A 14,836-nucleotide genomic window follows, 5' to 3' on the forward strand; every position below is an offset into this window, starting at 1 on the left:
GGAATTGTCCCGCCTTCTAGCAAATACAATTACACTAACAATAAAAACTAGGAGTGTGGCACCATGAAAAAAATCGGAACTATGCTACTTCTCTCCTTCCTCATCACTGGATGCACACAAACGCAACCGGATTCAAAAGAACAAAAAAAAGACGTAATAGCAACGTCATCCACTCAAGTGAACGCACCTTCCTTCTTTCACCTTAGTGTTTTAAAAGATGTAAATTGGGAAGAAACACCTTCTTTCGTAGAAGGAAAAATGCCTTTAAAAGGCATCGAAGGTAAAATCGCAATGGCTGATAGTCCTATTATCGCAAATGAACAAAATGAAATAATGTGGCACTTTTTAGATCCTGAAAGGCCAACTGGAAAATTGTCTATTATTGCGCTAAAACAAGGATCTGTAACTCCAACACCAGTACTCTTTCAACAAGAAACTTCCAAACAAAATTGGACTACTTCAAATACAATCGATTCTACTACAAACGAACTCCCCCTCACTATGTCACTACCTTCATCTGGATTATGGTTATTAAATATATATATAAATGAAAAATATTATGATCAGTTTGTAATTACTGCTGAGTAAAGTGACAAAAATAAACCACTTTCTTACAACAATGTAATTTCTACGTCATGTACTTCGATAGTTGAATTATCTCTCTTCTCTTATACTTAAAGTAAGAAATGAAACGAGGAGAGATGAGAGATGAAAAAAATGATAGAAGTGATCGTAGCAGTAACTGAGGTTTTAGTAAATGGTAAACAAGTTGCAATGGAATTAAATAAATAGTGAAGAAACATAAATAATTCTACACTTCTTCATTATTTTGATTTCTTATCTCAAAAAAGCAGTGCCTTTTTAGGCACTGCTTTTAGCTATTAATAATTTGGTATTTTCGTAATTTGCGCCACGCCTGAATCAATAGCTGCTTTCGCTACTGCTTCTGCAACACTTGGAACAACTCTTTTATCTAATGGATTCGGGATTACATAATTCGCATTACGTTCTTCGTCCGTAATGATGTTAGCGATCCCATATGCTGCCGCTAATTTCATCTCTTCTGTAATATCAGTCGCGCGCACATCTAACGCACCGCGGAATATTCCGGGAAACGCCAATACATTATTTACTTGATTCGCATAATCCGAGCGCCCAGTTCCTACTACAGCTGCCCCAGCCTCTAATGCATCCTCAGGGAAGATTTCTGGAATTGGATTCGCCATTGCAAACACAATTGCTTTCTCATTCATCGTCTGTACAAGTTCTTTCGTTAATACGTTAGGAGCAGATACGCCAATAAAAATATCAGCTTGGTGAATCGCTTCTTTTAACGTTCCACGCACATGTTCACGATTTGTCTTTTTTGAAACTTCAATTTGCGCTTCATTCATCCATGTTTCACCTTCACAAACAATACCTTCTAAGCTAACTAACGTAATGTGCTTTGCACCAGCCTTTAATAATAATTTTCCGATTGCAATTCCTGCCGAACCCGCACCGTTAATAACGATTTTCACATTATCCATTTGTTTGCTAACAACTTTTAATGCATTAATAACAGCTGCTAAAACGACAATAGCTGTTCCATGTTGATCATCATGGAATACAGGAATATTCGTTTCTTCTTTTAATCGTTTTTCAATTTCAAAACAACGTGGTGCTGCAATATCTTCTAAATTAATCCCTGCAAATGTAGGCTCTAAATTTTTTACAAGAGTAACGATTTCATCTACATCCGTTGTGCCTAAACATAATGGGAAAGCATCTACATTCGCAAATTTCTTAAATAAAATACTCTTCCCTTCCATAACAGGCATAGCTGCTTTCGGTCCAATATTCCCTAAACCAAGTACCGCTGTTCCATCTGAGACAACTGCCACCATATTACCGCGTGCCGTATAGTCATACACTGTTTCTTCATCCGCCGCAATTGCTTTGCAAGACTCCGCTACACCTGGTGTATATGTCAGGCTTAAATCATCCGCTGAATTTACTTCTACTTTACTTGTAATTTCAATTTTCCCTACTAATTCTTTATGCAGTAACAATGATCTTTCATTAATTTGATTATCTAACATACTTATAATCTCCCCTTAATTTGACAAGCTAGCTATATGAATATAGCTAGCTTGTTTGATCATGAAAACATTTTTAATAAAATTGTCGCTGTTACAACCATTGCTGCCCCGCCTAAACGAGTAGAAATTTGCGCGAACGGCATTAATTCCATACGATTTGAAGCCGATAAAATAGCGACATCTCCAGTTCCACCTAAACCGCTATGACATCCAGTTACAATCGCTGATTCAACTGGATACATTTTCATCACTTTCCCTACAAGAAAACCTGATGCTACCATTGTAAGAACAACCGATGCACACACAACAACATATCCTACTGAAAGAACTGCTGCTACGTCTTTTAACGGAATATATAGCAATCCTAATCCGACCATTAAAGGCCAAGTTAAATTTTTTGAAATAAATTTATATAAATGGAATGCTCCTTGCTCCATTTGCGCTGGCATTAATTTAAAGTATTTCACAAGTGCCGCTGAGAAAATCATAATGATTGCCCCAGGAATACCGATGAACTTAGAAGCAAATCCTCCGAAGATGAAGAACGTGCACGCAATTAATAAACCTGCTCCCATTAATGAGAAGTCAATTGGCTTCTCTGTATTTTGTTCTTTTAATAATTCTGCTTGATTGTCTGTTTTCACTAATACACCGTTACCACTAAGCTCTGGTTTCTTCTCACCTAAACGCTTCATATACCCTGCACTCACGATTGCGAACATATTTCCAATAATAGCTGCTGGAATAAGCTGTGATACAAACGTTGCTGATGATTCATTTAAAATGTCACTATAAGCTAGCGACAATGGTAAAATTCCTTCCCCGATACCACCACTCACAATTGGTACGATGATAAAGAAGAATGTCTGCTTCATTTCAAATCCAAATAGTGAACCGACCAATAATCCTACTGCTACAGAAGCTAACGTCCCTACTACTAAAGGAATAAACATACGAACGAAACCTTGTACTAACACTTTACGGTTCATTCCTAAAATACTTCCGACTACTAAACAAGAAATATATAGATATAAAAAGTTCGATTTTTTCATTAACATTGTCGCAGCTTCCATTGAAGCTGGATTCATCCAGTTAAAAAATACAAGTAATGATGGAATAAATAACGAAAGTATTGCTGGACCGCCGATATTTTTTAAAATTGGAATTCTCATCCCAATATCACCTAAGAAAATCCCCATGATCATAATAACTGCAAATCCACCAATCATATCTGCTGGCAATTTATTATATACAGATGCCCCATAAATAATAGCAGCCAATACTACATATAACGGTAAAGGTATAACACCGATTTTTACATTCATAATTTTAGAAGCGAAAGATTCTCTTTGTACTTCATTTCCTTCAGGAAATGATACCGCTTCCACATTTTTTTGAATTCCCATATGGCACCCCCTCGTTTTCTTAATAACAATATTAAAACGCTTTCAATAGTAAAAATAGTTTTTGTAAGTTTTGTAATTGATTTTGTAATTAAAAAAAGTATAAGCGACTTATACTAAGTCGCTTATACGTAAAACTCTATTTTCTTTTGATCAACACATCTTAATTTACTTACAGGTCTTCCCACATGTTGGTACATCATTTCGTTTTCTAACACCCCAATGTCAGTCAAAAACATTACATATTTTCGAATAGAAACTCTTGAAATTCCAACTAATTGTGCCATTTCATCTGTTGTAAACACTCTTCCATTCAGCGACTCGATCTTCTGCCAAATTAATTGCAACGTTTGCTTCGTTAACCCTTTCGGAAGCTCTTTAGTGACAGTAGGCTCTCTTTTTTCTTTTTGTAAAATTAACGAATCTAATTCCGATTGACTAATTTTTTGTTGTTCTTTCATGAAAGTAAATTTTTCTCGATATATCGTTAATGCCTCTTTAAATCGTTCAAATGTAAATGGTTTAATTAAATAATCTACAACTCCATATTGTAATGCTTTTTTAATACTCCCCATATCATGTACAGCTGAAATCATCATTATATCGATTTCTTTTTCTTGGTTCCGGATATACATTAAAAGCTCAAACCCAGTCTCTTCAGGCATAAAAATATCAAGTAATACTAAATCCACTCGTGATTTCTCTAATACTTCTATCGCCGACTTTACTGAGTTAACTGCTTGAACAAGTTCAAACCCTCCTACTTGCTCTAAATAATGCGTATTTAACATTGCTACCATCGGGTCATCTTCTACAATTAAAACTTTAATCATATTTGCCTCTCATCCCTACCTTTAGGTATTTCAATTGTTATCGTTGTTCCCTTTCCTACTAATGAATGCATATGAATTTCCCCATTTATTCGCTGTATACTTTCTTTTACAAGATACAAACCATAACCGCGGTTATCTCCCTTTGTGGAATAACCTTTCGTAAATAATTCCTCTATTTCTTTTTCTTGTATACCTTTTCCCGTATCTTGTACTGTAATAGTTAATATATCCCCATGTTGTATCTCAACTTCAACTTGCTTCTTTTCACAATTCGTCACTGCTTCTAATGCATTATCAATTAAATTTCCGACAATCGTAATAAGTTCATGAGTAATACTTTCATCATCTATTTCCGGCATGTAAGAATCTTCACTTATAATTAATTTTATATTTTTCTCTCTAGCATAGCTGAGCTTACCTAGTAAAAAACCAGCAAATACTGGACTTTTTATTCTTTTCATAACTCCACCAATTTCATATTGATGCTCTGATACCATACCGCTTATATACTTCTGTAATTCTTCATACTGTTTCATATGTGTAAGCCCTAATACGACATGCATCTTATTCATAAACTCATGAGATTGTGCCCGTAATGCTTCTGCATATAGTCTAATACCAGTTAGTTCCTCTGCTAGTTTTCTAATCTCTGTTTTATCACGAAATGTTGCAATTGCACCAACTATTTCTCCTTTTACATATAAAGGAACTCGATTCGTCACAATCGTAATTCCATAAATATTTTGTTCTTCGTTTAATTGTACTTCTCCCGTTTGCAATACTTCTTTTATACGTGAATTTGGCATATACAACTCAACATCTTTACCGATAAAATTTTCTTCAAGTCCGCTTTTTTTAAATAGACGTTTTGCTTCATTATTAATTAGCGTTACTCTAGCCTCTTTATCTACAGCAATGATCCCCTCCTTTACAGATTGTAGCATCGTATTTCTTTCTTCAAGAATTTTTGCTATCCTGTGCGGCTCAAGACCGAATAAACTTTTCTTTATATGTCTAGCTAGCAATATTGCTCCTATAATTCCGACTAATACTCCAACTCCGACACCAATATAAATGATATGTCTACTTTCCTTAACTCTCTCTTTTACATTATCTGCTGAAATACCAACGGCCACTGCTCCAAGTTGTTCACCTGTTTCAGAAAATATTGGTACAAACACTCGCATGGAAATACCTAAAGTTCCTTCTGCTAACGATACATGTTCTTTTCCTTTCAATGCAGGCCCTTCATCCCCACCAATGAAATGACGACCTATTTTTTGAGGATCTGGATGAGATTTTCTTATTCCATCCATGTCCATAACTACGATAAATTGAACACCTGTGTTTTTTAATATCCTATTTGTATACGTTTGGATTGCAGGGGTATCCGCTTTCCCAACCAAACCATTGATTACAATTGAATCATTCGCCACAATGTGTGCAATTGTTTTTGCTTTCTCTGCTTGGCTATCCTCCGTCGCCCGTTCTACATTATGACTAATTAATATATCTGTCACAAGTAAAGAAAAAATTACAACTGTACAAACTAACAATGTAATCGTTTTCCACAAATTCCATAGTCTTTTTCTTTTTTTCATCCCGTTAATGACTCCCCTAATTGCTGAATAGAAAAATAAGTAAGGTGATATTATTTTCACCTTACTTATCTGCTGTTATTATACTTTAAATTTACTAGTCATCGCTTGTAGTTCTTCGGCCATCCCAGCTAAGTTTTGCGAAGCTGAACTAATTTCCTCCATTGAATTAACCTGTTCTTCTGTTGAAGCTGCAACACTTTGCATACTAGCTGTATTTTCTTCTGCAGCCGCTGCAATTTCATCAATAGCATTTGTCACTTCATTTGCATCTCCAGCAATTCTCTTCGTTGTTTCTACCATTTGATTAACTTGAGAAACAATATGTGTAGTAGAACTTAAAATTTCCGTAAAACTTACTTTCGTTTTTGTTACAACATCAAGGCCTTGTTGAACTTCTCCATTCACATTATCCATTGCCTTAACAGTATGTTCAATATCCGCCTTAATTTCTGCAATTAAATTTGCAATCTCTCCAGATGACTCTCCTGATTGCTCTGCTAATTTTCTAACCTCATCTGCTACAATAGCAAATCCTCGTCCCTGTTCACCTGCTCTTGCTGCTTCAATAGCCGCATTTAAAGCTAATAAGTTCGTTTGAGTAGCTATGTTTTGAATTGCTTCAGAAATAGCTCCTACTTGCTTTGATTTCTCATCAAGAAGTTTAATAATAGCATCTGACTCGGATACCGACCTAGAAATAGACTGCATTTGTTTTGCAGTTTGTTCAACTAAATCTTCTCCCTCTTCAGCTCTTTCTCTCGCATGTAATGAGGAAATAGAAATTGACTCTGCGCTTCCAGTTACATCTTGAATTGCTGTATTTACTTGTTGCAATGTAGCCGCACCTTCTTCAACACCTTGACTTTGTGATTCAGCCCCACCTGATACTTGTTCCATTGCAATTGTAATTTGGTCTGTCGCATCATTTGCTTGCTGTACGCTCGCTGTTAACTCTTCTGCCGATGCTGCAACATGTTCTGCTGAAAAGCTAATTTGGGTAATAACATCTTGTAAAGACGTAGACATTTCATTAAATGAATTCCCTAATTTTCCTATGTCATCCTTGGAATGGATTGTAATTTTCTCTGTTAAATCTCCCTTACTAATTTTATATGCCGATTCAGCTATTTTTCGTAATGGCCCTGTAATAGACTTTGTAATGAAATAAATTAATACACTACCAAATGCAATAGCGATAGCAATAACAATTAAAGTCTTATAAAACACTGGACTGGCAGCTTGGGTAATTTCTTCATCGAACATAACGCCAACTACTTTCCAGCCTGTTTTCTCATTTGTTGCAAAGATTAAATTCTTTTTATCATCTTGTTCTGTATAAGACACATTTCCTTGTTTATCTTCATAAATTGGTTTAATCCAAGGATCAGTAACTTTTGCACCTGGTTTTCTAGATGGATGACTAACAATTTGCTTATTTTGATCTAAAATAACTGCATAACCTTTTTCACCAATGTTAATCATTTTGGAAATTTTTAAGATGTTATCTAAATTTAAGTTAATTCCTATAACACCTTTACCATCTTTTACTTCTTTCGCAATGGTCACTACCATATTTTTTGTAGATGCTGATTGATATGGTGCAGTAACAATTACTTTCCCTTTATTTTCATGTGCTTCTTTATACCAAGCTCTATCTGTTGGATTATACCCATCAGCCATTTGGATAAATGGTTCTCTTATAAACTTTCCCGTCTCTGTTCCAATATAAATACCTTCTACTTCTGGATGAAGCTTTATATATTGTGCTAATTTCGTTCTCACTATTTCTTCTTGTCCATTTGGATATGTATCCTCTGTTAAGATGTCTGCAAAGTACGTCGCATCAACAAATTTCTCTTCTATATTTTGAGAAATAACAGTATTTAAAATCGAAATATTCTCCTTTGCTTTATCTGTCATTTGATGTTCAAAATTTGTTTTGGCAGTTTGATATGAAACACCACCGATAATAATTCCTGGTATAGTTAAAATAATAAAAAATGAAATGATTAATTTTTTATTGATACTCATACATTTAACCCAGTTAAATATTTTTTGCATAATAAGCCTCCTTTATGTAATGCGGATACTTGTGTCATTTTATACAATTAACATATATAAAACAATATATAATGATAACATGTAAATTTTTCGTCAATTATGCATTTTTGCATATTCACTCCTTAATAAGGATTTTAATCATAAAAATAAGAGAACTTTAGCATTATATATGCTAAAGTTCTCTTATTTCTCAACAGCTTCTACTCTACAAAATTTCTCTTATAATCCTCAATCTCTATCCTTCGCCTTATAGTCATATTACTAAAACTCTTCATCCTAATTTATTTGGAGCTCTTTACATAACTAATTGCCTGACTTCCCATTTGTACCCATGCCTGTTCAAAGGTTTCTCTCGGTACTTTTACATCTAAGCTATCCTCAAGTGGATCTCGAATATATACAGATTCCTGATCATACCCAATAAGTACAACACAATGTTCATTATACGTAATAGAAACATCTCCACTATTTGTTTCCCATGTAGTAAATTCATCTTCATCTAATGGTGCAAATGTTGCATTCGTAATCATGACTACCGGTTTCCCTGCTTTTATACTCTTATAAATCTCTTCTATATTCTTCCCAGTTAAGTCTACAGCTTTATTAGGTAAACATTTTTCCGCTAACTGAAAAAGTGGCCCATGATATACACCGTATCCTGATTCAGAAAATGTATAAATATTACCTACAAATCCTTCATTCGGATTCCCGCGCACACCATCGTCTATAAAATCAACTTTTTTTATTTCATTTGCTAATGTCATCTTATCCACTGAAACACCAGCGTATTGTAACAGCATCGCTAAGCTTGTCACTTCACAGCCTCTATCCAATTCTGGTAACTGCTGAATTAAGGGAACATTTGATAAGATGACTTTTTCATCGTTATTACTAAACTCCGTTTCTTTTCCTCTTTGTATATTTGAGAATGTTAACTTCTCTACATACTTTGGAATTCCATTTGTATATACACTCCATATTGCTGCACCTAGTAAAGCTGTACATATATACCACTTCAATTTTCTTATCGCTTTCACGCCCTTATTAATTCGTTAAATAAGAATAAAATGCGTCAGCATCCGTTCGTATCATCGGTACAAAATTTAGTTCTTTTCCTTTTTCAGGCTGCTCTTTTTTTATCTTTTCCGCTAACTCTTGAATATTCATATTCATTTTATCCATATTAAGCTCATCTGCCATTTGTAGCACCTTTTGTTCATTAATTTCTCTTAATACTTGATATATATCTTTCCCATACAAATCAATATGATATTTTTTTGCTTCTTCCTGTACTTTTTGTTCGTACACTTCTTGTGCTAACTCTTCAATTTCTTTTCCTTTTTGAGAAATGTCTAACTTTCCTGCTTCTTCTCTTACTTTCGTTCCGTAGATTTCTTCCGCAATGTCTTCGATTTCTTTTCCATCTGTAGAAATGCCTAATTTATCTGCTTCATCTTTAATTTTAATCGTATTAATTTGAGTAATTAAATCTACAATTGATGTATTCTCTATAGATATGCCTAGCTTTAACGCTTCTTGCTTTACTTTTGTTTCATAGATTTCTTCTGACAGCGTCCCAACATCTTTTCCTTCAATCGAAATACCTAACTGCTCTGCTTCCCTTCCTACTTCTGTTTCATGAATTTCTTTTTCTAATGTAATTTGTTCTTTTCCTTCCGTTTCGATACCTAGTTTCTCTGCTTTTTCTTCTGTATGCACTGCATGTATCTTACCATTGTTCAATTGTTCTTTACTGCGCTGCGTGTAATCTGTCTTTCCTCTTTGTGTTTCAGAAGGAGAGGCACCCCCTAATATGCTTAAACTCATTACTCCAATAGTGAATACCGTCATCATTTTCTTTTTCAAAATTAATTCCTCCCTCTTATACTTTCTTTTCCATCATTCCCCTAGTTTTTTTAATACTATACATACATCTCATCGCTGCTTGAGATAACATTATGATTGATAAAATCGACTCACATACACCTAGTCTCTTCTTCATGTAACGAACGTTCTTTATGCCATACATAATATAAATAGTTTCTTAACTTTCCCTTAAAAAAAAGACGACCTTGTAAAAACAAGATCGTCTTCTTACTTATATTTTTTGATTTTTAGGGAAAATCACTTCAAAACAAGTGCCATTTCCCCATCTGCTCTCTACTGATATTTTTCCATAATGCTTTTCTACAATCCAATTGGCGATTGAAAGACCTAATCCAGCTCCTTCTGACGTACTTCTTGCTTTATCCCCTTGATAAAAACGATCAAATAATTTCGGAATATCTTCTTCTTTCACTCCTATCCCGTCATCCTTCACCTGTATACGAATTGAACTACTCGTTTGCGTACAATCGATTTGAATATGCCCACCTTCGTTTGTATATTTCATCGCATTATCTAACAGTATGACCATCATTTGATGAATCCGCTCTCTATCCCCCATAAAAGATACACCACGTTCTACTTTTAGTATCATTTCTTTTTCTTGATAAGAAGCAATCTCTTTATATGGAGCTACTATTTCTTCTAACAATTTATCAAGTTCAAATGTTTTCTTATCCATCTCAATTTGATTAGAATCAGAACGTGCTAGCAATAATAAATTACTAACGAGTTTCGATAACCGCCTACATTCTTTTGAAATTGTAGAAATATCCATCGCTTTTTCTTCTATCGTAGCGGATGGTGATTGGAATAACACATCCGTTTTTGATTGAATAACTGCAAGTGGTGTCCTTAGTTCATGTGATGCATCAGAAACGAATTGCTGCTGTTTCTCCCATGAATTTTGAATAGGTACAAGTGCTCTACCAGCTAGGAAAAAGCCAATACCTATCGCACAGAGGCTTCCTATGCTACAACCTATAACTAGAATTAAAAATAAAGTATTTAACATTCCTTCTTCCGCTGTTATATCTCGCAAGATTTGAACTATTTCTCCATCTTTTTGAAGCGAGAATACTCTAAAATATCGTCCTTGTACTTCAATATCTTGTAACTCCCCTAATTTTTTTGGAGAAAACTTTTCCAAATTCTCTTCAAAAATAGAACGGAATTTACGGTTATCGCCCTCTATTTTCACTATTTTCCCATTCCAAGTTATTCTAGTTACTCGCGGATCTCCAATCTGGATATTCTCCATGCGTTTTCTTGGTGGTATTTTGACATCTAATTTTTCTCTATACTGAGCCATCATTTTTATAGATTGATCCACTTCATTATAAATACGCTTATATGTGTATGAATAAATAATACTGCCTAATATCCCTATTAATAGGATAAATACTAATGAATTCACTATAGTCAAACGAATGCGTGTCTTTTGAAACATACTTCCTTTTTTCATTGTTCTTTTAATATATATCCAATACCTCGAACGGTTTGAATATCTTTCTGATAACCGAATGGCTCTAATTTTTTACGTAAATGATGCACATACACTTCTACAATTGCTACTGTCGTATCTGAATCAAATCCCCAAACACGATCAAAAATTTGTTCACGCATTAAAATCTTCCCGCTATTTTGAATGAGATACTCTAGTAGCTCATATTGTTTCAATGTCAACTTAATACCTTGTCCATCTACTTGAACGTCTTTATCTTTTCCGAACAATTCAATCCCTTTATAGCGAATGGTTTGCTGCGTTGTTAAACTACCACTTCTGCGTAGTAAAGCGCGAATTCTCGCTTTTAATTCAGGGGCCTGAAATGGCTTAACGATATAGTCATCTCCACCAAAGTCCAATCCCTTCACCCGATCTTCTAAAGAATCTCTCGCTGTCAAAAACAGGACTGGTGTTTCAATCTTTTCATCACGTATTTTTTGAATCACTTCAAATCCGTCCATCCCTGGCATCATCACATCCAACAAAATTGCATCATATATATTTTGAAGCGCTAAAAACAATCCATCTTCTCCATTTATTGCCGTATCTACTTCAAATTCATCACGCAAAATTTGTACGATAGACTCTAATAACGAAGTATTATCTTCTACTACAAGTAAGCGCATGCTCTCACCTTCCATCAAATAGTTCAATTCTATTTATTATTACATTTCTTCTCTTCATAACAAAAGAATGTTGTTATATTACGTAATTTCATTTTCAACTATTTCCTTCTAAAATTTTGAAATTTTATTATAAAAACTTTGTCTTAAATTTACCTTAATAAAAAATTGAAAGAAATAAGATTCCTCTTATCTCTTTCAATTTTTTATTACATATACCTTTTTACTTGGCAACTCCAAACAATTTAGCTGACCACCATACACAGCCCCGCCATCAATTCCAATAATACGATTACTACCAAAATACACTCCGCAATCCTCACTACTATGAAGCGTTTTTGTTTCCGTATGCCCAAATACAACAAACTTTTCACCGCTATATCCATTATGAAATTCATTACGGATCCACATTAACGTATATGGTTCAGATTCAGAAACTCGTTTCATCGGCTCAACCCCAGCATGTACAAATATATACTCTTCTGTTTCAATGTAATGATCTAATTCTTGAATAAACTTTATATGTTCCTCTAATACAGAAGATTGTAAAATCGGTTTTTGGAAGTCTTTCTCATTAACCACAATATCTTCTTCTAGAAATCCATAACTATATAATGTCTTATCTCCACCATTTCTTTTTACCCAATGGTTCCATGAACGTTCCTCATTTGTCGTTAACGCCTTAATCATCATATCTTCATGATTTCCTTTTAAAATGAGAGCTCCCTCTTCTTTCAATTCTTTTACCTTTTCAATTACAGCACGCGCATTTGGACCACGATCTACATAATCTCCCAGTAAGATTAATTGATCCTGTTTCGCATCATATTGAGCTTCTTTCAACAACTGTTCGAACTTTTCTATTTCTCCATGAATATCACTAATAACAAGAATTCTTTTCATATTATCCCCCCTCTTTCTAATTATAGTTCAAAACAACGGAAAATTCCGAATCTTAACCTTGAATTAAATTTATCTCGCATTAACGGGCAGTAAGACCCCCACCTCAAAATTCAGCAGAAGCAAAGAAGTTAGGTGGGGGTAGGGCTGCCCGTAAAAGCCCGATTGGTGAGGGCTAATAATCATTGGGGGATGAAGAAAAGCCCCATTGATTAAAGTTTCACTTTATTACAAACTAAACTATTATCCTTACAACAATGTAAGTCTCTTGTCATCCAATTCGATAGTTGTAATTACTGTATCTCCTTATACTGAGAGTAAGAAATGAAACAAAAAACAAGGAGAGATGAGAGATGAAAAAAGTAATGGAAGTTGTAGTAGCGATAGTAGAGGTTTTCGTAAATGGTAAACAAGTCGCAATGGAGTTGAATAAATAATGAAAAGGACAACATTCACTCTAGACCCTTTACTCATATAAAAGAGATAAGACTTCATCATTTCTTTGATCCCTTATCTCCCTATAAAGAAAGCCGTATCCCTTTTAAGGATACGGCTTTCTCTTATTTTTGACTCGTACGAGCTGAAATGCTAATTGCTCTATCTGTTGCTTTGGCAGCTTCATCTAACGCCTCTTTACTATTCTTTCCGTCATACATTGCTTCCAATGCTTTTACAACTGCATCTCGTGATTCTGGGAATACACTAATTAAAGCACCTTGTGTTGCTGGAGATTGCTTCGTCGCTTGCAGTTGATCTACTGTTACTTTCAACTGTGGATATTTTTCATATTGCTCTTTTACTAACGGCTCATTATATGCATCTGGATTAATTGAGAAATAGCCTGTTGCCGTATGCCATTTCGCTTGTACGTCTGGCTTCGTTAAATATTTCATAAAGTCCCAAGCACCTTGTTGCGTTTCTTCTGAAACCATATTCGTCATCCATAATGATGCGCCTCCAATGACAACACCATTTTGTTTCGAATCCTCTGGATATGGAATATATGAAACACCTACATTAAACTTAGATGCATCAATTAAATCACGAACACCTGCTGAAGAATCTAAATACATAGCAACTTGTCCAGACTGGAACGCAGCACGAATATCATCCCAACTTGCTCCATACTTTCCAAGTGCGCCAGCTTTATTTAAATCATCTAACATTCCAAATACTTTCTGTCCTTCTTTACCGTTAAATACCGCCTTCTTTGCAGCATCTTTACGGCCGTTTTCGTTATTTACATATAAAGCACCTTGTGTCGCTAACAACTCTTCAACGAACCAACCATAGTTAAGCATGGAGAATCCATATTGTTTTACATTTCCGCCTTCTTTAATCGTTAACTTTTTCGCTGCTTCTTGTAATTCCGCATATGTTTTTGGAGCTTTCTCTGGATCTAAGCCCGCCTTTGCGAAAGCATCTTTATTATAAATTAATACTGGTGTAGATGAATTAAATGGCATAGAATACATTTTTCCATCAACTGAATAATAATTTGTAATTGCTTTTTCTAATTTTGACGTATCGTACTTATCTTTTTTTATCCAGCTATCAATTGGTGTGATTTTTTTGCTATCAATCATATATTTCGTTGTAATTTCACTCGATTGAACAAGAGCTGGCGCTTCTTTCGTTGCAGACATCGTTCTAAATTTCGTTAAAGACTCTTCATATGTCCCTTGGAACTCTGCCTTTATCTCGTATTTATTTTGCGACTTATTATAGTCTGCAACAAGACCCTCTAGTACTCCTTGTGTTTTTCCACCCATCGCATGCCAGAAGCGAATTACTGTTTTATCACCATTTTTTTCAACTGGTGCTACTTTTGCCTGTGCTTCAGGTTTTCCCTCTGTTTTACTATTTGAACAAGCGACACTAGATAATGCCATTGTTGCTACCATTAATAGAGCAGCACCTTTTTTTACTAGATTCATTTAAAT

The 14,836-nt window shown here is 34.8% G+C and carries 12 protein-coding genes; 1 reads left to right on the forward strand and 11 read right to left on the reverse strand.

The features are described 5' to 3' along the window. The first annotated feature begins 63 nt into the window (after window positions 1–63). Window positions 64–588 (forward strand): DUF4871 domain-containing protein, encoded by a 525-nt coding sequence (locus tag C4S65_RS14610; protein WP_086407048.1) that lies wholly within the window; start codon window positions 64–66, stop codon window positions 586–588. A 293-nt stretch (window positions 589–881) separates the two neighbouring features. Here C4S65_RS14610 and C4S65_RS14615 read toward each other — a convergent pair whose 3' ends face one another. The 11 genes from C4S65_RS14615 to C4S65_RS14665 form a co-directional block, all read right to left on the reverse strand. After that, window positions 882–2,081: a malic enzyme-like NAD(P)-binding protein gene (locus C4S65_RS14615; protein ID WP_000886555.1), complete on the reverse strand. Its 1,200-nt coding sequence runs from the start codon at window positions 2,079–2,081 to the stop codon at window positions 882–884. Window positions 2,082–2,140: 59 nt separating this feature from the next. Further along, a complete protein-coding gene (locus tag C4S65_RS14620) occupies window positions 2,141–3,487 on the reverse strand; it encodes a 2-hydroxycarboxylate transporter family protein (RefSeq protein ID WP_086407049.1) in 1,347 nt (448 codons plus the stop codon). Window positions 3,488–3,609: 122 nt separating this feature from the next. After that, window positions 3,610–4,317, reverse strand: coding sequence for a response regulator (locus C4S65_RS14625; RefSeq protein WP_000598689.1), 708 nt, complete (start codon window positions 4,315–4,317; stop codon window positions 3,610–3,612). Beyond that, window positions 4,314–5,918, reverse strand: coding sequence for a sensor histidine kinase (locus C4S65_RS14630; RefSeq protein WP_000746399.1), 1,605 nt, complete (start codon window positions 5,916–5,918; stop codon window positions 4,314–4,316). The genes C4S65_RS14625 and C4S65_RS14630 overlap by 4 nt, the downstream gene beginning before the upstream one ends. 78 nt (window positions 5,919–5,996) lie before the next feature. After that, a complete protein-coding gene (locus C4S65_RS14635) occupies window positions 5,997–7,979 on the reverse strand; it encodes a methyl-accepting chemotaxis protein (RefSeq protein ID WP_061666979.1) in 1,983 nt (660 codons plus the stop codon). Window positions 7,980–8,260: 281 nt separating this feature from the next. Beyond that, on the reverse strand, window positions 8,261–9,016 hold the full coding sequence (locus C4S65_RS14640; protein ID WP_086407050.1) for a C39 family peptidase: 756 nt from the start codon (window positions 9,014–9,016) through the stop codon (window positions 8,261–8,263). 7 nt (window positions 9,017–9,023) lie between these two features. Then, a complete protein-coding gene (locus tag C4S65_RS14645; protein ID WP_086407051.1) occupies window positions 9,024–9,845 on the reverse strand; it encodes a transporter in 822 nt (273 codons plus the stop codon). A 232-nt stretch (window positions 9,846–10,077) separates the two neighbouring features. Then, window positions 10,078–11,328 (reverse strand): HAMP domain-containing sensor histidine kinase, encoded by a 1,251-nt coding sequence (locus tag C4S65_RS14650; RefSeq protein ID WP_103945274.1) that lies wholly within the window; start codon window positions 11,326–11,328, stop codon window positions 10,078–10,080. Next, window positions 11,325–11,996 (reverse strand): response regulator transcription factor, encoded by a 672-nt coding sequence (locus C4S65_RS14655; RefSeq protein WP_002162940.1) that lies wholly within the window; start codon window positions 11,994–11,996, stop codon window positions 11,325–11,327. The genes C4S65_RS14650 and C4S65_RS14655 overlap by 4 nt, the downstream gene beginning before the upstream one ends. Window positions 11,997–12,191: 195 nt before the next feature. Further along, complete coding sequence (locus C4S65_RS14660; protein WP_086407052.1) at window positions 12,192–12,896, reverse strand: metallophosphoesterase family protein; 705 nt, start codon at window positions 12,894–12,896, stop codon at window positions 12,192–12,194. 557 nt (window positions 12,897–13,453) lie between these two features. Next, window positions 13,454–14,830: an ABC transporter substrate-binding protein gene (locus C4S65_RS14665; RefSeq protein WP_086407053.1), complete on the reverse strand. Its 1,377-nt coding sequence runs from the start codon at window positions 14,828–14,830 to the stop codon at window positions 13,454–13,456. Window positions 14,831–14,836 lie beyond the last annotated feature (6 nt).

It is taken from the genome of Bacillus sp. ok061 (assembly GCF_900108285.1).
In the GTDB taxonomy this organism is placed as follows: domain Bacteria; phylum Bacillota; class Bacilli; order Bacillales; family Bacillaceae_G; genus Bacillus_A; species Bacillus_A thuringiensis_S.